This is a genomic window from Pectinatus brassicae (genome assembly GCF_014201835.1).
GTDB classification, from domain to species: domain Bacteria; phylum Bacillota; class Negativicutes; order Selenomonadales; family Selenomonadaceae; genus Pectinatus; species Pectinatus brassicae.
The window spans coordinates 1-18156 of the sequence record NZ_JACHFH010000020.1 but is presented as its reverse complement, the minus strand read 5'-3'; the positions used below and the strand labels follow the sequence as shown (position 1 = coordinate 18156).

The following is an 18156-nucleotide window of genomic DNA, read 5'->3' as shown; positions in this document are numbered from 1 at the left end:
ATTATTCTTTAAAAAACTGCTATTTTCCTGTAAAAAAATGAGACTGACGCACATATTTACTAACGTGCGACAGCCTCTCAATATAATAGCTATTTATTAACTGCAATAATCCAATTTTTTATTATTCCCAGCAAAAAATGCATTCAGCTTCTCTAATTTATCAACCGCCCCAATAACAACAAGACGATCATCCTTCCACAAAACTATATTAGGATCAGGTGCTATGAACATTTCCTTATCACGGCGTACAGCAATAACTAAGGTTCCTGTCATTTCCCGAAAAGCTAAATCCCGTAAAGTTTTTCCTTCTAGACCTGATTCAGCAGTAACGATAATTTCTAAGGGATTATATGGCTGAATATTTTTTAATCTATCGGAATAAGATGCAATCTCTGTCGTAACCTTACGAAAACGCGTATCTATGTCTTCTTTTTCCTTCAATAACAATTCTAATTCCTGCCGTAATGAATATACCGAATGCAGCTGCTTTTGATGCGTAAGAAATTTTGCAGCACACTCACGTGATATTACAAGAATCTCCCGCCCCTGTGATACCTGTACAACACCGGCATCTTTCAGCATAACTACCGCCTTGCGGATAGTTTCAGGGGACACAGAATATTGGCTGGCCAGCAGGGTGCGGCCGGATAATTTAGCCCCTACTAAAAACTCATATTCTGTTATACGCGTAGCCAAATCAACAGCTATCGTTTGATATACTGGTAAATGCATCTTGTGACAACCCTCTCCATATAAAATATACCTGCATTTAACTGTATTATTAATATGCACAATATATTATAGCTCAGGAATAAAAAAAATCCAGCTTTATTTTTTAATCAACTATACTTTGCCCTATTTTTTTTAGCAATGCTTCTTTATCTGTAAATATATTTTTATATTTTATCTGCGGTCTGTCAATGACAATTAATGCTAGTCCTGCCTCAATAGCTGCGGTAATTTTAGTATCGGTTCCACCAAGTTTACCACTGTTTTTCATTACCACAACCTGTGCCTTTGTCTGTGCATACATAGCTTTATTTAAAGCATGGGAAAATGGTCCCTGCATAGCAATTATATCTTTCAGGCTAATTTTTTCATTGATACAAGCCTGCACTGATTCGAGTGCTGGTAATACTCTTACTGTAAGCTGCTGATTTTCTTTGCGGCAGTCGGTAAATTCCCGCAGATGGCGGCTTCCTGTCGTTAAAAACACATTATCGCCTAATTCAAAAGCTTTAACTGCCGCTGCCTCAAACGATTCCACCTTATATAATTTATCATACTGCGGCAAAGCTGTTATGGGACGTTCATAACGGATATAAACAATTCCCAGCTCTTCACAAACCTGCATCGCTGTTTTTGATATATTTACAGCATAAGGATGACTGGCATCTATAAAAATATTTACTTTACTATTTTGCAAACATTCCCTAAGCAGTTTTTCATCAAGCATTTTTTCGATTACAGTAAGATTTTTCTGCTCCTGCAATAAAATCTTACCATATTCACTAACAACCGAGGCTGTTACTTCATAGCCTTTTTCTAACAGCAGGAGCGCAATTTCACGGGCATCCTGCGTACCAGCCGCCAAAAAAATCATAATTTATAGCCTCGCGGTGTTATCATCGTATTATCCTGCACATAGGTATTACTATTGCCAATAATGACCAGTGAAAACATATCAATATCTTCCTTAGTAAAGTTTTCCAAGTCAGAAATAGTAACACTTTCATTATCACGTGTTGCCCCACGAACAATACCTACCGGCGTCTGTCCTGATTTATATTCAAGCAGAATTTTTCTTATTTCTTCTATATGTTCAACACGTTTGCGACTTTTAGGATTATAAAGGGCAATAACAAAATCGCCCTGAGCAGCAAAGGCTGCTCTTTTTTTAATAAGTTCCCATGGTGTCAATAAATCACTAAGGCTTATAACGGCAAAATCATGCATAAGTGGTGCGCCCAGCACTGCTGCTGCTGCATTAACTGCACTTATGCCTGGTATTATATCCATCTGTGGACGATCTGCCTGCGGCATTTGCAATAATAATTCCAGCACAAGGCCAGCCATACCGTATACCCCGGCATCACCGCTTGATACAACTGCCACATCATGACCTTTTACTGCCTCATTCAATGCCATTTTGCAGCGGTCGATTTCCTGCATCATTCCTGTGCCAATAATATTTTTACCATTTAGTAATGATTCCACCAACTTTATATATGTATTATAGCCAGCTACTGTATCAGCTGCTACTATTGCTTTATGTGCTCTTGGTGTCATGTCATCAAGATTTCCCGGTCCAATCCCTATAACTGTTATTTTTCCCATGCTAAAGCTACCGTCACTTTCTCAAATTTCGTTTTATTTAATATTAATTTGCTATGTCCATTTGCCAAAGCTGCCGCTTCGCAAACATTACCCACACCAATCTGTTTTTTTACAAAAACCGATTCACTAAGTCCATAATCTAAAACTGCTTTCTTTAAGATATCTGCTTCATAAAATTGTAATTGTATATTATATTTTTGCGCAGTCTGCAGTATTCCTTGTTCATCAGCCTTCAAATAAGCACTGGCAATAAGTTTTATATCTTCTATCTCATAATTAATCTGTTTGCAGGCCTGCTGCAGACATTTTTCAATCTGCTGAGCTGCTACACCACGCCGACAGCCAACACCGGCAATCAGTTTATTTTTTTTCAGTAATAAGACATCTTCACTGTTAATATCCTGCTGCGTTATAAATACGCAGGGTTTTTCCACCGCTTCTGCTTCGCCAACATCAACAAACTGTGCTTTTATACCATATTGCTGTAAATATTCCCGATAAAAATCCTTCCTTGGCCATTTTTCATCTATATAATAAGGTATTTTTCCCTTTTCCAGCAATTTGCTATTAACAAGCTTTATTGCTGCCAACGGCTCAACACGAAGATTTAATTTACGGGCTATAATATCTGGCGCAATGAGTCCATTAACATCTGTTGCTGTAGTTATAACCGGCACAGCCTGTAAAATTCCAGCTATCCTGCCAGTAAATTCATTAGCCCCGCCCAAATGCCCGGACAACAAGCTTATAGCAAAGTTAGCCTGCTCATCGACCACTACAACTGCCGGGTCTTTATCCTTACTGTTTATATATGGTGCTACCATGCGTACAGCAATACCTGTTGCGCAGCAAAATACCAACGCATCATAGGCGAAAAATATTTCTTTCATTAATTCCCGCATTTTAGTAAACGTCCGGATATTTTCATCACTAGACAGTGATGCCTTAGCAAAAACAGTAATTTCACCAATTGCGGCATTCTTGAGTTGTTGAGCTATTTTTACACCGTTAACAGTAACAGCAATAACTGCATATTTCATAATATGCCTCACTTACCCTCTGAATCGGTTCCTTTACGATACATATGCGTAAATTCCGGCGCATAAAGGCGTGATAAAGCATAATCAGTATCAAGGCATTCACCAACAACAATCATCGCTGTGCGTGTTATATCTTCCTTACCAACTTTTCCCACAATATCGTTTAGCCGGCCACGTACTATTTTTTGTTCCGGCCAGGACGCTTTTTGCACAATAGCAATTGGCGTATCTTCTTTATAGCCGCCAGCAATAAGCTCTTTTACTACATCATTGAGCATATGGACACTCAGAAAAATACACATTGTCGCATTATGTGCGGCCAGTGACTTCAAGTTTTCTTTTTCCGGCACTGGTGTGCGACCAGCATTTCTCGTTATTATAACTGTTTGAGAAATTTCCGGCAGAGTATATTCTTGCTTTAAAGCTGCTGCCGAAGCTAAAAATGAACTTACTCCTGGAACAACTTCATAATCTATTGAAAGCTTTTTAAATTCGTCCATCTGTTCCTGAATAGCACCATAAATAGCCGGATCTCCTGTATGTAAGCGAACTACCTGCAAATCATCAGCTACAGCATTTTTTACAACTTCTACAACATCCTGCAAGGTCATTGAAGCACTATTATATATTTTGCACTGGGCTTTGGCATAATCGAGCAGCGCCGGATTTACCAATGACCCCGCATAAATTATCACATCCGCTTCCTGTAAAAGACGCTGCCCCTTAACTGTTATAAGTTCAGGGTCACCTGGACCGGCCCCGACAATATGAACTTTATTCATTATATAATAACTCCTTCCAAATTTCGCAAACATTTATGTTATTTTTATCATCGCTTTATTATAGCAAAATTAGTATCGTCGGGCAATTTAACCGACCTTTTTATTTTGTTAACTTCTATACATATTATCATTTATTTATATTGGACTTTGTCTTATTTTTTAGTTACAATATATTATAAAAATATACTGGAGGTTAATATATGGCTATTTCCGTCGAGCTTATACCACGTGATAAAGAAATTTTAGCAAATGAGCTGCAGCAAATAAAAGATAATACTTTCCCTATTGATCTAATAAACATTCCGGAGCTGTTACGCTTTGAAACCCATAGCTGGGAAGGAGCTAAGCTTGCTCAGGAGCATGGGTTTAAAGCTATGCCCCATATCCGTGCTCTTGATATCAACCTTAATGACAAACTGCCAATGCAGGAATATCTGCATTCCCATAAAATAAACGATGTTCTTGTAATAACCGGTGACCCGCCGCAAAGCATGGCTCACAAAGTTTATCCCACCATCAGCACCGATATAATCCGCAAATTTCATGATGAAATGCCGGAAATAAATGTTTATGCGGGTATTGACCAATACCGCTCAAGCATGCGTCAGGAATTATATCATATCCGCCGCAAAATTCAGGCTGGAGCCTGTGGTTTTTTCACTCAGCCTTTTTTTGATTTGCGTTATATGGAAATGTATGCCGAAATGCTCGAAGGCAGCAATATTTATTGGGGTATCTCACCTGTTTTATCCGAACGCTCGGTAAGCTATTGGGAAACAAAGAATAATGTTGTTTTCCCCAAAGATTTTGAGCCAACTTTAGAATGGAATATCGAATTTGCACGTAAAGTCAGGGATTTTGTCACCAAACATAATAGCAATATGTACATCATGCCTATCCGCGCTGATTTAGTCGAATATATGCAGGGAATTTTTGCTTAGTTTTCTACTAACAATTGGCTCTTATTTAAATTATTATTTTTTTGTGTTATAGTAATAGCATATTTACTATTCAGTTCATATTATAGACTAGATTTTTAAAAGAGGGAAAAAAATGAATAAAATTTTGAAAAAAGAACTGCTTTCTCCCAGTGTATGGCTATTTGAGATTGAAGCTCCTCGTATAGCAAAAAAAGCTGAACCTGGTCAATTTTTAATAATCCGTACTAATGAAGAAGGCGAACGTCTGCCGTTAACAATTGCTGATTTTAATCGCGAAAAAGGCTCTGTAACCATTGTTTTCCAAGAAGTTGGTGCAGGCACCTCACTTTTAGCCCAATTAAATGAAGGCGAATGTATCCTTGATGTCGTTGCTCCTTTAGGCAAGAAAACCCACATCGAAAAAAACATGGGGACTGTCGTCTGCATCGGCGGTGGTATTGGTGTTGCCCCAATTCATCCAATAGCCCGCGGTATGCATGAAGCTGGCAACAAAGTTATCTCCATAATGGGTGCTAAAAATAAAGACATATTAATTTTAGAAGATGAAATGCGTGCCGTAAGCGATGAAGTCCTTATTACTACCGATGATGGCTCCTATGGCATAAAAGGTTTTGTCACCACCGCTCTGCAGCAAATTATTGACCGCGGTGAAAAAATTAATGAAGTAGTTGCTATCGGTCCTGTAGTGATGATGCGCAGTGTTGTCGAAGCTACCCGTCCCTATAATATAAAAACAGTTGTCAGTCTCAACCCAATTATGGTTGATGGCACTGGTATGTGCGGCGGCTGTCGTGTAAAAATTGGTGATGAAATAAAATTTGCCTGCGTTGATGGCCCGGAATTTGACGGGCATTTAGTTGACTTTGCTGGTCTTTTATCACGCCAACGTATGTATAAGGATAAAGAAAAAGTGGAATCAGATCACGTTTGCAATTTAACCAAAATCAAGGAGGTCCTATAAATGGCCTTACAAATGACCAAGCATGCTATGCCTGAACAAGACGCTCAGGTTCGCGCACATAATTTTGATGAAGTAGCACTTGGCTACGACGAAGAAACAGCAATTGCCGAAGCCAATCGCTGCCTAAGCTGTCCTAATCCACGCTGCGTACAAGGCTGTCCTGTACAAATAGATATTCCCGGCTTTATTTCCAAGATGAAAACCGGCGATTTCGACGGTGCCATTGGTGTGATAAATGAATCCAATGCACTTCCTGCTATCTGTGGTCGTGTATGCCCGCAGGAAAATCAATGTGAAATGCACTGCGTGCTTGGCATTAAAGGCGAACCTGTCGCTATTGGCCGCCTAGAAAGATTTGCTGCCGACCGTGCTTTAGCTGCTAAAAATGAAGTCAAACCTATTACATATGCTGCTGATGCCAAAAAAGTTGCCATCATCGGCTCAGGTCCGGCTGGTTTATCGGCTGCTGGCGAACTTGCTAAAATGGGCTATAAAGTAACTATTTTTGAAGCTTTACATAAAGCTGGTGGTGTATTATCATACGGCATTCCAGAATTCCGTCTGCCAAAAGAAAAAGTAGTTAAAGTAGAAATTGATAATCTAAAAAAACTCGGTGTAGAAATCGAATTCAACTCAGTTATCGGTAAATTATATACTGTTGATGAATTGATGGAAGAAGAAGGCTTTAGCGCTGTATTCATCGCTACCGGCGCTGGATTGCCAAGCTTTATGCATATCGCCGGTGAAAATTTAAACGGTGTTTATTCAGCCAACGAATTTCTTACTCGCTGCAATTTAATGAAAGCTTATAAATTCCCTGAATATCATACTCCGCTTAAAGTCGGTAAAAATGTTGCCGTAATCGGTGGTGGTAATGTTGCCATGGATGCTGCCCGCACTTCTTTGCGCCTTGGTGCTGAACATGTCTACATTGTTTATCGCAGAAGTGAAAAAGAACTGCCGGCTCGTTTGGAAGAAGTGCATCATGCTAAGGCTGAGGGCATTGATTTTAAACTTCTCAATAATCCCGTAGAAATTCTCGGTGATGACAATGGTAATGTTGAAAAATTGCGCTGCATCAAAATGGAACTTGGTGAACCGGATGACTCCGGACGACGTCGTCCTGTAGCTGTTGCCGGCTCTGAATTTAATTTAGATGTTGATACTGTGATCGTAGCTATTGGACAAGGACCAAATCCATTGGTACAGTCTACTACACCTGATATGCAGACCAATAAACGCGGCAATATTGTTGCTGATGAAGAAACCGGTGCTACCAGTAAACCTGGTGTATTTGCCGGCGGTGATATCGTAACTGGTGCTGCTACTGTAATATTGGCGATGGGGGCTGGTAAGAAGGCCGCTGCAGCTATTGATGAATATTTAAAAAACAAATAAGCATTCCTAAAACAATATAATTTAAGCCGCATTATTATTGCTGATAAGTGCAATAATAGTGCGGCTTAAATGCCTTAGAAAGGATATTTCCCCATGATGAATTTTGTCGCTATCGATTTTGAAACGGCTACCAGTGAGCGCAACAGCGCCTGTAGTGTAGCACTAGTTGATATTCAGGCTGGCCATATGGCCAGCTCCTACAGTACACTGATAAAACCACCCCAAACAGTCTTTACGCCGCAAAATGTCGCTATTAACGGTATCACTATAGATATGGTAAAAAATGCACCTACTTTTGCCGATATATTTCCCCAGCTGCGCCAAATAATGGAGAACAGAACTGTCATTGCCCATAATGCTTCTTTTGATATGTCAGTAATGCGCTATTGCATGCAGGAATATAATCTGCCAAAAATAAAATTTGATACCTGCTGTACAGTAAAGATTTCACAAAAAGTCTGGCCGGATTTATATAATCATAAATTAAATACCATAGGCGATTTTTTCAATATAAAATTCTCCCATCATGATGCTCTGGATGATGCCAAGGTATGTGCTAAAATCCCATTAGTTGCCGGACGTACAATAAATGCCGCTGATTTTGATACGCTTATCAGCAAAATTGGTTTAACTAAACAGCCCTTTAAATATTAAAAAATACCTTATCATGTTTTTTCATGATAAGGTATTTTTTTACAGGAAAACATTTTATAAATATCGAAGTTATCAGTTAATTCACATTGGATTTTCATCAGTAAGCAATTCAAATCTATTCTTATTAAAATTAATTATACCATCAGTCTGCATTTTCGATAATTCCACGCACATCGCACTGCGGTTAACAGACAAGAAATCTGCTAATTCCTGTCGGCTGAAAGGAATAGAAAATTCCGTACTACCCGACAAAAGTACTTGTTCAGAAAAATATGACAACAATTTTTCTCGTGTAGTGCGCTTTGACACATGGTTTATTTTTGATGTCAGCATATAAGCTTTTTTTGCCATTACCGACAGCAGATTATGTATGAGCTGGGAATGATAAATACAGTTATTGCCGCACATTGTAGCAATACGCTGTACATTCATAAATAATATCATTGATTCTTCATTGGCAACAGCACTTATGCTCGTTGACAATAACGGTTCACAAGCAAATACTTCCCCAAATATCTCACCGCGGCCGACATAACTTAAAATGCTGCGATTTCCCCAATAATCATTGCGTTCCAGCCGCAGGCTTCCCGATAATACAAGCCCCATATCAGTTATATTATCATTGGCATGAAAAATATATTTGTCCTTATCACATTTTGCAATAGTTCCACCTAAGCAGGTTAACATCGAATTTATTTCTTTTTCTGAAGCTCCTATAAATAATGGTGAACTTTTTATTACAGGCATATGCTCTTGCAATAATTCGACACTATTATTCTCACCAAACGAAAAAATTTTCTTCATCTTTTTCACCTTTTGTTATATTTACAACCGATATTTTTATTATATTATAATAAAATATATAAATAATGACAAGAAAATGTTTTTTAAAAAGAAAGGATTATTTTTATGCTGCGAAAAATAATAAAAATTGATAAAGAAAAATGCAATGGCTGCGGCATCTGCGTTGATGCCTGCCACGAAGGTGCTATCGCCCTAATAAACAATAAGGCTGAACTGATCCACGAACATTATTGTGACGGACTCGGTGACTGTCTGCCCGCCTGCCCGCAAAACGCCATTTCCTTTGAAGAACGGGAAGCACCGGCATATGATGAAGCAGCGGTCAAAAAAGCCCAGGCACACAAAAAAACTGCTTTTACCTGCCCCGGCTCTGCTGTTAAAACCTTTACCCCGCGAGCTAATACACCACAAAATACTATGAGCAGTATTAGCCAGCTGCAGCAGTGGCCTGTCCAAATAAAACTCGTACCTGTTTCAGCTCCATATTTTGATAATGCCAACCTGCTCATTGCCGCGGATTGCACAGCTTTTTCTTATGCCGCTTTTCATGATGAATTCATTAAAAATCATATCACCCTCATCGGCTGTCCCAAACTTGACGAAGGTGATTATACGGAAAAACTTACGGCCATATTAAAAAGCAATAACATAAAAAGCTTATCCATCGTACGCATGGAAGTTCCCTGTTGCGGCGGCCTTGAAAATGCTGCTAAAAACGCACTGCAGCAAAGCGGTAAATTTATTCCATGGCAGATAACTGTAATTTCTACCGATGGTAAAATAATATCAGATTGAATATATTAGTATAATACGCACACAAAAAATATTAAGTTGATAAAAGGAATTCTTTATCTATGAAAAAATGGCTTACAATTTATTCCAGTAATACTGGTAATACCAAACAAATCGCTTGTGCCCTTAATAATGCTCTTGATGATAATGAAGGTGATATTTACTCTATTAACAACATCTCTGCTGATTTTTCCTTCGCCGATTATGATGTAATTATGGTTGGCTATTGGCTATCGCGTGGTGGTCCTGATCCCAAAAGCAAAAAAATATTGGGACAACTTTCCAATAAAGAAGTAATATTATTCCAGACACACGGTGCTGAAAAATACAGTGAACATGCTGTAACAGCCTTTGCCAGAGCCGCTAATTATCTAGGTGAAGGTTGCACTATTCTTGGAACATTTGCTTCACAGGGCAAAATAAATCCCGCACTTTTAGCAAGACGAGAACAAGGTTCTCCTGATGACCCGCATACAGCTAATGACCGCAATAAAAAAAGATGGGCCAATGCAGCCTTGCATCCCGATGCTGATGATTTACAGGCTGCTGCCGATTTTATAACAGCAATGAAACGAAAATTTATGCTACGACAAAAATATCTTAAATAATTTTACAATATGTATTGACTATTTAAGATAAACACTGTATAATTGTCTTCGATGCGGAAGTGGCGGAATTGGCAGACGCGCTAGACTTAGGATCTAGTTCCTCCGGAGTGCAGGTTCAAGTCCTGTCTTCCGCACCAAATTAGATTATTAAAGCATACTCTTACGAGTATGCTTTTTTGTTATTATAAAATTTATTGTTATCATTTGACTATTAAATAATTATTTGTTATTATTGAGTTGATAATAAATATCAATTTCATTTTTTTGATATGTACCCTCCACACAAATGGCCCCGTTATTTAGCATATGCCAAATAACGGGGCCATTATATTTTAGAATTTAAATTTATGCAATTCTTCCTGTGTTTCCTGTGCTAGTTGAGCCAATGCTTCACTGGCAGAAGCAATTTCCTCAGTCGTAGCCGATTGATGCTGCATAGCAGCTGATACCGTCTGTATCTCTCCCGCTACCTTGTTACTGTCCGTATCAATATTATCGACCTCGCGTGAAATGCTGGCAGCATTTTGCGTTACCTTATTAACGGCCTGTGCCATTTTGTCCATTTGCTGCGTTACATTATTTATCAAGCCATCAATTTTACTGAACATACTGCGCAGTTCTTCTACTGATTTTGCTCCTTCAGCAACCTCACTGCGTCCACGCTGCATAGCTGTAACTGCATTAGCCGTATCCGACTGAATTTTGCTTATAAGCTCAGTAATCTGTGCCGCTGCTGTCTGCGACTGTTCCGCTAGTTTTCTTACCTCTTCAGCTACACCACAGCAAACCCCTTGCCATTTTCGCCAGCGCGAGCTGCCTCTATGGCTGCATTAAGTGCTAATAAATTGGTCTGTCCGGCAATGCTTGAAATAGTTTCAATAATCTGTCCTATTGCCTGTGAACTGTCACCTAATGTTTCCACCATATCAGTTGATGATGAAACTGTATTTTCCACTGTCTTTATTTTTGTAACAGATTTATCAATGACACCATTGCCCTCTGTAACATAATTTACAACAGAATGAGCATAACCTACTACGGTATCTGATTCTTTATGGATATTTTGGATAGATATGTTAACTTCATTCACCGAGCTTCTGCCACGTGTCACTGATACTTTATGTTCTTCTACCAGCGATGATGCCTTTTCTGCTGATTTAGCTACATCTGTCGCTGCCTGTGCTGATTGCATGGAGCTGGCTGTTAATTCTTCTGAGGATGCCGCCACATGTTCAATAGAATCATTCATTCGATGCAAAAATTTAATCAAACTCTCCTGCATCTGCCACAGCATTCTTTCCATATCACCAAATTCATCACCGCGTACTGACGTTTGTCCATCAATACGATAATAGCCATCACTGAGCTTTTTACAAGTATGTATCATATCGTTAAGTGGTGTAATAATTTGTTTTACAAACCACAAACAAAAAACAAGCAACACTATGAAAACAAGCACTGTCTTTATAATCATATTATGTAAGGCTGACTTGGAATCTTGCTTATTATTCTCATTAATGGCTTTAGCTGAGCTATCTTCGATCTTTTGCAGCTCATTGAGGTTATCGCGAATTGCAATCATCGTTGAGGCACCTTTTGTTTCATATAAGGCTGCCGCTTCCTCTTTTTTACCCTGCAACGATAAATTTATAATATCCATCATTGTCGCTTTATAATCATTCCAGTGACTTTGCGCTGCTGCCAATTTTTCTTTTCCTGCCGGCGATGCTATCTTAGTATAGGCCTCCCATTCCCCCTCATAGTTTTTACTGAATTTCAAAAAATCATCTTTGCGTTGAGCCAGTTTTTCCGGCTTTGTCTCGATTACCGTTTGCAAAGTCCGGCTCTGCACTACTCTGGTATCAACTATAGCCTTGCTTAAATGTTGTACCGCTTGCAAATTATTGGAGTAGATCGCCTCCATTGCCAGCTGGCTTTTATATAGATATGTATAACCTGTATACCCTACCGTTATCATACCTATTGTAGCAATTATAATCATGATTGCCGCTTTATACCTGACTCTTAAATTGTTAATAACCTCCATATTATCCAACCTTTCCTAAATTAATACACTTTAAATATTTCCCTAAATTTTTATTTTTACCTCCTAAAAGTTCTACTAATATTTTAAATTTATAAAAATATTTTATTTTTGTAAATATTCATCTTACAAAAAAGCCCGTATTACTATTAATAATGAAATTTAATAGTAATACGGACATAATATTATTTACTATAATATTTATTCACATTTAGACCAGCCGCAATAGGTACAAGTCACACAATTTCCCTCCGGGCGCAATGTATAATGTCCACACTCTGGACATTTTTTATTTATAGATGCATCTTCACTTTTATCCACATATGTTTCTTCATCTTTTTTGGTCTGTGTTTCATTATATACTTCCATCAAGGCTGAAGCTATAGCGTTACCGCATGACAAAGAAATATCTTTTCTGCCATCACGGATAAGTGCCTGACAAGCCGAACACTTACTTACTGCCAGCTGTTTTATTATCTGCTTGACGCTGACACCTGAGCGCAGTGCCAATGATGTTAAACGTGTAATCGTAGCAATATTGCTGGCACAGCCACCGGATGCATTAGTAAACACTTCAAATACCTGACCCGATGCTGTCTTATTGATTGTAATATACATCTTATCCACACAGGAAGTATGGCGAACCAGTGTAGTACCATCAAGACGGGCAATATCGTCTCTTTTTTTCGGTTGTATGGAATCATATTCTATTGATGATTTTTTTTCATCTGTTACGCCAAGAATATTGCCGCGTTTACAGCCATCGCGAAATACAGTAATACCTTTACAATTAGCTTTCCATGCCGCTAAATAAATCCGCTTGATATCATCCACTGTGGCATCACTGCGCAAATTAACAGTTGAAGATATCGAATTGTCAACATATTTCTGCATTACAGCCTGCAATTTAACACGATTTAAATATGGTACCTCATGGCTTTCAATAATCCATGGAAATCTCTTTTTAATTTCTTCATCGGCAGTATCATAACTAAGCTCATTATAATCCAGTAAATCCTTTATGGAATGTGCATATACTTTAAACGCTTTATTATCACCTTCCATTTTATGGGTAGTACGCATATAACTCATTTTATATAACGGCTCACAACCGCCTGAAAATACACCCATAAGCAGCGATATTGTACCCGTTGGGGCAATGGCTAGCAATGTGCCATTTCTTAAGCCATTTTCCTTGATAAGTGCATAAACATCCGGCGCTTCTTTTTGCAATAATTTTACAAGCGGTGACTTTAATGTTTTTTTCCAATCATAACGACCAAACGTGCCCTTTTCTTTAGCCATTTGTGCTGATGTACGAGCCGCCTCGATAAACATCAGACGCATAGCCTGACCAATAAAAGCATTGGCATCATCACTGCCATATTTAAGCTTCATGGCGATAAGTGCATCTGCAACGCCAAATAACCCCAAGCCGACACTACGCCAATCGTCAATACATTTACGGTTGGCATCGAGTGGCTGTGTTTCATAACCATAATCAAGTACCTCATCAAGTGCCCGTACTGCTGTAGATACAGCCTTTGCAAAAGTTTCTTCATTAAGCTTTGGAGCATCAGCAAATTTATCATCAATAAAATTATAAAGATTAACGCTCATAAGGTTACAGGAATTATAAGCATTACCACCAAATTCCCCACAAGGATTAGTTATCTCAATATTATAATCATCATAACCACTCAATAATGTGTAGTCGTTAAGTCTATCGACAAACAATGCTCCTGGGTCGCCCCAATCCCACTGTGTTTTACAATATTCATCAAAAAAGTCTGCGGCATTTATTTTTTTTCTGACTTGTTCACCGGTAGCTGCAACATCAAATTTTAGTTCGTATTCTTCATTATTTGTTACTGCTTTCATAAAATCATCTTTAAATAATATAGAAATATTCATTGATGCAAGTTTTTCATTATGCTGCTTCATATGCAAAAATTCGTAAATATCTGGATGATCACAGTTAAGTCCCACCATCATCGCTCCGCGACGGCCATTTTGGCTTATTACTTCACCTGTAGAGTCAAAAATTTTTAAAAAAGATACTGCGCCAGTCGATGTACGAGCCGCATTATTAACACTACTTTCTTTGGGACGCAAATTGCTAATATTAACCCCAATACCACCGCCATAAGAAAAAATACGGGCAATTTCAGCATTGATTTTAAAAATAGATTCAATATTATCTTCAGGTGAAGGCAATATATAACAGTTACTTAAACTTGCCTTAAATTTCCCCTTAGCACCTGTTGCATATAAAGTACGTCCAGCAGGGCATACAGAGCCATCTTCCAGATACTCATGCATTGATATTTTCACTTCAGGCGAAAATATCGAAGCCACACGATTAATAAAATCCTGCGGATCATTTTCTCCCACATGATAATATTTTGCCTGCAAAATATTTTTACCTATTTCATTCTCATACCATTTTTCCAAAAAACTCGCTCCTTATAGTCAAGTAATTCTTATTTAATAATTATTTTTAATTAGCTTTGTTATTATAATAAAATTTATTTATTATTGCCACCCGTATTTTAGTGCAATTTCATGACTATTATTCAATATATAGTGTATTTTTATATGTATTTCTACAATATATTGAGTTTTCCTGCTTATAAATAATTTGACTTTCACTCATTAATGTTATTAAGTTAATTTTTATTACACAAGAAAAATCAATGATAACACGTACCATTGATTCGTTTTTACTATATAAACCATATTTGCACAGGACTACTATTATACAACAAGATCATGTAAATCAGCAATTGTAAAAGTATATGTTTTTTTACAAAAACGACATCCCATCTCCAATGGTTCCCCATCATCTATAAGACTTTGTAATTGCTCTTTACCTAAACTTATAAGGGCTTTTCCCATTTGCTCGCGTGAACAATTGCACTTATACTTAACCATCTGCTTATCAACTATCTTCAGCGACAATTTTTCCAGTATAGCCCCCAGTGCAGAAATATTCTGCCAATCCAGCTCAGCAAATTGTTTTTTTAAATTCTCTATCGTTTCTGCTTTGGCATTAGGCAGTAATTGAACAATAAGTCCCATATATTCATCATTATTATCGCTAAAAATGACATAGCTTTCTACCTGCTCACTTTGTGCATAATAATCCTGCACAGCTTGTCCCAAATTATTATCTTTTACTTGAACTGTACTTATATATGGTTCACGCATGCCTATATCCCGTACTAGTTTTAAAAAGCCCTCTTTTAGCTCTGACTGCATATTTTTTTCATTCATTGTTCCAACTATGGCACTGCACTTTAAATAGCCGTCAGCTGTTGCTACTGCGTTTAAATTCACTTTGTTTTCCCGACCGCTAAGCTGTAGACTTATTAAAGCATCATCATTCTTTTCCATCAGCTGCATAATAGCCGCTGTGATTAACAACTTATTCATATCAGAAGATACCACTGGCGATAATGCATGTATTTTCTGCGCCCGTTGACACGTATCTGTCATAATTGCCGCAAAAGCCCTTATTTCACTCTTGTTATCAATGGCTCGTAAAATATAATCAGACATAAAATCCACCCTCATCATTATTATAGTTTCATTATACTACACAAAATTATATCAATATTATTTATAAATTTATTTTTATTGTAACCATTGACATTACAACAAAAAAGAATTATCATTTTATTGTAACAATAATAATTACAACGCTATATAAATTAATTTATTTATAAAAAGGAGATCATCAAAATGAAAATTGCAGTTATTGGTGCCAATGGCAAAGCAGGACAACTCATCGCAAAAGAAGCTGTGGAAAGAGGTTTAGATACTACTGCTATTGTAAGAAATAAAAATAAATCAGCCACTCAATCAGTAATTCAAAAAGATTTATTTGATTTAACTATAGATGATATCAAAAATTTTAATGTTATAATTGATGCCTTTGGCGGCTGGACAGAAGAAGCTCTACCTCAGCATAGCACTTCACTAAAAAAACTCTGTGATTTATTAAGTAATTCCCAAGTGCGTCTTCTTATTGTTGGTGGGGCTGGTAGTCTTTATACTGATAAACAACATACTACCGCTATTTCAGACGCTCCTGATTTTCCCGATTCCTTTAAACCAGTAGCTTTTGCTATGGCTAAATCCTTAAAAGAACTTCGTCAAAGAAATGATGTAAACTGGACATATATTAGTCCTGCCGCTGATTTTCAGGCCACAGGTACAAAAACTGGTAAATATATTCTTGCTGGTGAAGAATTTACTTTGAATTCAAAAGGCGAAAGTTTTATTAGTTATTCAGATTATGCTATAGCCATGATTGATGAAGCTCTAAAAGGCAAGCATATTCAACAAAGAATAAGTGTTTTGTCGGAATAATACTTTATTTAAAATACCATATTACCACTGGACATAATCGCATTCTTATGCTATTTTAAGTTATTAAGTATTAAAATAGGGAGAATTATCAATTATGCAAATTTCAAGTAGATTTACTATAGCAATTCATGTTTTAACTTGTATTTATATCTTTCAAAAAAAACATAAAATAACAAGTGATTTTCTTGCTGGCAGTGTGAATGTAAATCCTGTTGTAATTCGCAAGCTTTTAAAACAACTTAAAAATGCTGACCTTATTCAAGTCACTCGCGGCAGTGGCGGAACATCTATAACAAAATCAATTGAGAATATAACTTTATTTGATATATATTTAGCTGTAGAATGTGTTGAAAATGGCCAGTTATTCCATTTTCATGAAAATCCTAATCCAGCGTGCCCTATTGGCAATAACATTCATTCTGTGTTAGATAACAAACTATTGCAAATACAGCATTCTATGGAAAATGAAATGAAAAAAATTACTATAGCAGATATTATAAATGATATGAAAAAAAGATTTTCTATTTAACTCTTATTTGATAATCAATAAAAGTACCGCCTATTGCAATTTATGAACTGACCATCAATAATTAGACCTAAAAATCTAATTATTGATGGTCAGTTTTTTTATCCCAATTTTAAATTCTTACATTACATGCTGCTAGATTCCAAACTTCGAAGCTTGCGGGGGCGGCTGTAGATTATCGTCGCATTTACATTACATGCTGCTAGATTCCAAACTTAGCTTCCTGCATAAATTTAGACATGTCTTGTGCAATTTACATTACATGCTGCTAGATTCCAAACTATGTGCATCATACTGTAATCAAGAAGGCATAAAACACGATTTACATTACATGCTGCTAGATTCCAAACTAATACTAACTGTAAATTATGAAGTTTCAACTGATTTATTTACATTACATGCTGCTAGATTCCAAACTAACAGTACACTTGCTAGTAAATATCGAAATTATTTATTTACATTACATGCTGCTAGATTCCAAACCTTACTTTGACAAGTCAAGAATACATCATGTTAAAGATTTACATTACATGCTGCTAGATTCCAAACGCTTTTGTCTTTATATCCCTCTTTATTATTTTCCACATTTACATTACATGCTGCTAGATTCCAAACAAATTACACTTCTATAAGTGTTGTTATTGCCTGTTTATTTACATTACATGCTGCTAGATTCCAAACTACAAGCGTGCATTACCATACACGCATGCATTACCGATTTACATTACATGCTGCTAGATTCCAAACACATCGGTAAAGTTATCTTTGTAAACCGTCCTTATAATTTACATTACATGCTGCTATATATAACGTGTTAAACAATTCAACATAAGCCCTATTTTCTTTTATTGCAATGTAGTACAGTCTATTTAACCATATTGATAAAAGGAAAGTG

At 37.1% G+C, this 18156-nt stretch carries 18 protein-coding genes, 1 tRNA gene and 1 CRISPR repeat array; of the genes, 9 read left to right on the top strand and 10 right to left on the bottom strand.

The features are described 5' to 3' along the window. Positions 1–96: 96 nt before the first annotated feature. From HNR32_RS08595 to cobM, 5 genes are all read right to left on the bottom strand, one after another. A complete protein-coding gene (locus HNR32_RS08595; protein ID WP_183861691.1) occupies positions 97–732 on the bottom strand; it encodes a GntR family transcriptional regulator in 636 nt (211 codons plus the stop codon). Between the two features lie 103 nt (positions 733–835). Further along, positions 836–1603 carry a precorrin-6A reductase gene (gene cobK / locus HNR32_RS08590; RefSeq protein ID WP_183861689.1) on the bottom strand — a complete coding sequence of 256 codons (768 nt, stop codon included), beginning with the start codon at positions 1601–1603 and terminating at the stop codon, positions 836–838. Further along, on the bottom strand, positions 1600–2337 hold the full coding sequence (gene cobJ / locus HNR32_RS08585) for a precorrin-3B C(17)-methyltransferase (RefSeq protein ID WP_183861687.1): 738 nt from the start codon (positions 2335–2337) through the stop codon (positions 1600–1602). Before cobJ ends, cobK begins: the two co-directional genes overlap by 4 nt. After that, positions 2325–3377, bottom strand: coding sequence for a cobalt-precorrin 5A hydrolase (locus tag HNR32_RS08580; RefSeq protein ID WP_183861685.1), 1053 nt, complete (start codon positions 3375–3377; stop codon positions 2325–2327). The genes cobJ and HNR32_RS08580 overlap by 13 nt, the downstream gene beginning before the upstream one ends. Before the next feature lie 8 nt (positions 3378–3385). Then, positions 3386–4159, bottom strand: coding sequence for a precorrin-4 C(11)-methyltransferase (gene cobM / locus HNR32_RS08575; protein ID WP_183861684.1), 774 nt, complete (start codon positions 4157–4159; stop codon positions 3386–3388). A 200-nt stretch (positions 4160–4359) separates the two neighbouring features. On the opposite strand from cobM, the gene HNR32_RS08570 reads away from it, so the two are divergent. The 4 genes from HNR32_RS08570 to HNR32_RS08555 all read left to right on the top strand — a co-directional run bounded on the left by HNR32_RS08570 (position 4360) and on the right by HNR32_RS08555 (position 8113). Next, positions 4360–5100: a methylenetetrahydrofolate reductase gene (locus tag HNR32_RS08570; RefSeq protein WP_183861682.1), complete on the top strand. Its 741-nt coding sequence runs from the start codon at positions 4360–4362 to the stop codon at positions 5098–5100. A gap of 112 nt (positions 5101–5212) precedes the next feature. After that, on the top strand, positions 5213–6061 hold the full coding sequence (locus HNR32_RS08565; protein WP_183861679.1) for a sulfide/dihydroorotate dehydrogenase-like FAD/NAD-binding protein: 849 nt from the start codon (positions 5213–5215) through the stop codon (positions 6059–6061). Then, the gene (gene gltA / locus HNR32_RS08560) at positions 6062–7459 is read left to right on the top strand and encodes an NADPH-dependent glutamate synthase (protein ID WP_183861677.1); all 1398 of its coding nucleotides are present in this window, start codon (positions 6062–6064) and stop codon (positions 7457–7459) included. 93 nt (positions 7460–7552) lie between these two features. Beyond that, complete coding sequence (locus tag HNR32_RS08555) at positions 7553–8113, top strand: 3'-5' exonuclease (RefSeq protein WP_183861675.1); 561 nt, start codon at positions 7553–7555, stop codon at positions 8111–8113. An 81-nt stretch (positions 8114–8194) separates the two neighbouring features. Here HNR32_RS08555 and HNR32_RS08550 read toward each other — a convergent pair whose 3' ends face one another. Beyond that, positions 8195–8917 carry a Crp/Fnr family transcriptional regulator gene (locus HNR32_RS08550; RefSeq protein WP_196611246.1) on the bottom strand — a complete coding sequence of 241 codons (723 nt, stop codon included), beginning with the start codon at positions 8915–8917 and terminating at the stop codon, positions 8195–8197. A 105-nt stretch (positions 8918–9022) separates the two neighbouring features. On the opposite strand from HNR32_RS08550, the gene HNR32_RS08545 reads away from it, so the two are divergent. From HNR32_RS08545 to HNR32_RS08535, 3 genes are all read left to right on the top strand, one after another. Continuing rightward, complete coding sequence (locus HNR32_RS08545) at positions 9023–9712, top strand: ATP-binding protein (protein WP_183861674.1); 690 nt, start codon at positions 9023–9025, stop codon at positions 9710–9712. Positions 9713–9771: 59 nt separating this feature from the next. Then, positions 9772–10317, top strand: coding sequence for a flavodoxin family protein (locus HNR32_RS08540; protein WP_183861672.1), 546 nt, complete (start codon positions 9772–9774; stop codon positions 10315–10317). A gap of 53 nt (positions 10318–10370) precedes the next feature. Then, positions 10371–10454 (top strand) — tRNA-Leu (locus tag HNR32_RS08535). 195 nt (positions 10455–10649) lie between these two features. Here the strand turns inward: HNR32_RS08535 and HNR32_RS08530 are convergent. From HNR32_RS08530 to HNR32_RS08515, 4 genes are all read right to left on the bottom strand, one after another. Then, a complete protein-coding gene (locus tag HNR32_RS08530) occupies positions 10650–11039 on the bottom strand; it encodes a methyl-accepting chemotaxis protein (RefSeq protein WP_311636678.1) in 390 nt (129 codons plus the stop codon). 50 nt (positions 11040–11089) lie between these two features. Then, positions 11090–12364 (bottom strand): methyl-accepting chemotaxis protein, encoded by a 1275-nt coding sequence (locus HNR32_RS08525; protein ID WP_183861670.1) that lies wholly within the window; start codon positions 12362–12364, stop codon positions 11090–11092. 198 nt (positions 12365–12562) lie between these two features. After that, positions 12563–14815, bottom strand: coding sequence for an adenosylcobalamin-dependent ribonucleoside-diphosphate reductase (locus HNR32_RS08520; RefSeq protein WP_183861668.1), 2253 nt, complete (start codon positions 14813–14815; stop codon positions 12563–12565). Between the two features lie 303 nt (positions 14816–15118). After that, positions 15119–15922 carry an Hsp33 family molecular chaperone HslO gene (locus tag HNR32_RS08515; RefSeq protein WP_183861666.1) on the bottom strand — a complete coding sequence of 268 codons (804 nt, stop codon included), beginning with the start codon at positions 15920–15922 and terminating at the stop codon, positions 15119–15121. 183 nt (positions 15923–16105) lie between these two features. On the opposite strand from HNR32_RS08515, the gene HNR32_RS08510 reads away from it, so the two are divergent. Together HNR32_RS08510 and HNR32_RS08505 are read left to right on the top strand one after the other, a co-directional pair. Continuing rightward, on the top strand, positions 16106–16735 hold the full coding sequence (locus tag HNR32_RS08510; RefSeq protein WP_183861664.1) for an SDR family oxidoreductase: 630 nt from the start codon (positions 16106–16108) through the stop codon (positions 16733–16735). A gap of 94 nt (positions 16736–16829) precedes the next feature. Next, on the top strand, positions 16830–17264 hold the full coding sequence (locus HNR32_RS08505) for an Rrf2 family transcriptional regulator (protein WP_183861662.1): 435 nt from the start codon (positions 16830–16832) through the stop codon (positions 17262–17264). 115 nt (positions 17265–17379) lie between these two features. Continuing rightward, positions 17380–18008: a CRISPR direct-repeat array (repeat unit 30 nt; unit sequence ATTTACATTACATGCTGCTAGATTCCAAAC). Positions 18009–18156: the final 148 nt, after the last annotated feature.

Coding starts and splice junctions, on each gene's coding strand:
- HNR32_RS08595 (WP_183861691.1), bottom strand. CDS start 732: ATGCATTTACCAGTATATCAAACGATAGCTGTTGATTTGGCTACGCGT.
- cobK (WP_183861689.1), bottom strand. CDS start 1,603: ATGATTTTTTTGGCGGCTGGTACGCAGGATGCCCGTGAAATTGCGCTC.
- cobJ (WP_183861687.1), bottom strand. CDS start 2,337: ATGGGAAAAATAACAGTTATAGGGATTGGACCGGGAAATCTTGATGAC.
- HNR32_RS08580 (WP_183861685.1), bottom strand. CDS start 3,377: ATGAAATATGCAGTTATTGCTGTTACTGTTAACGGTGTAAAAATAGCT.
- cobM (WP_183861684.1), bottom strand. CDS start 4,159: ATGAATAAAGTTCATATTGTCGGGGCCGGTCCAGGTGACCCTGAACTT.
- HNR32_RS08570 (WP_183861682.1), top strand. CDS start 4,360: ATGGCTATTTCCGTCGAGCTTATACCACGTGATAAAGAAATTTTAGCA.
- HNR32_RS08565 (WP_183861679.1), top strand. CDS start 5,213: ATGAATAAAATTTTGAAAAAAGAACTGCTTTCTCCCAGTGTATGGCTA.
- gltA (WP_183861677.1), top strand. CDS start 6,062: ATGGCCTTACAAATGACCAAGCATGCTATGCCTGAACAAGACGCTCAG.
- HNR32_RS08555 (WP_183861675.1), top strand. CDS start 7,553: ATGATGAATTTTGTCGCTATCGATTTTGAAACGGCTACCAGTGAGCGC.
- HNR32_RS08550 (WP_196611246.1), bottom strand. CDS start 8,917: ATGAAGAAAATTTTTTCGTTTGGTGAGAATAATAGTGTCGAATTATTG.
- HNR32_RS08545 (WP_183861674.1), top strand. CDS start 9,023: ATGCTGCGAAAAATAATAAAAATTGATAAAGAAAAATGCAATGGCTGC.
- HNR32_RS08540 (WP_183861672.1), top strand. CDS start 9,772: ATGAAAAAATGGCTTACAATTTATTCCAGTAATACTGGTAATACCAAA.
- HNR32_RS08525 (WP_183861670.1), bottom strand. CDS start 12,364: ATGGAGGTTATTAACAATTTAAGAGTCAGGTATAAAGCGGCAATCATG.
- HNR32_RS08515 (WP_183861666.1), bottom strand. CDS start 15,922: ATGTCTGATTATATTTTACGAGCCATTGATAACAAGAGTGAAATAAGG.
- HNR32_RS08510 (WP_183861664.1), top strand. CDS start 16,106: ATGAAAATTGCAGTTATTGGTGCCAATGGCAAAGCAGGACAACTCATC.
- HNR32_RS08505 (WP_183861662.1), top strand. CDS start 16,830: ATGCAAATTTCAAGTAGATTTACTATAGCAATTCATGTTTTAACTTGT.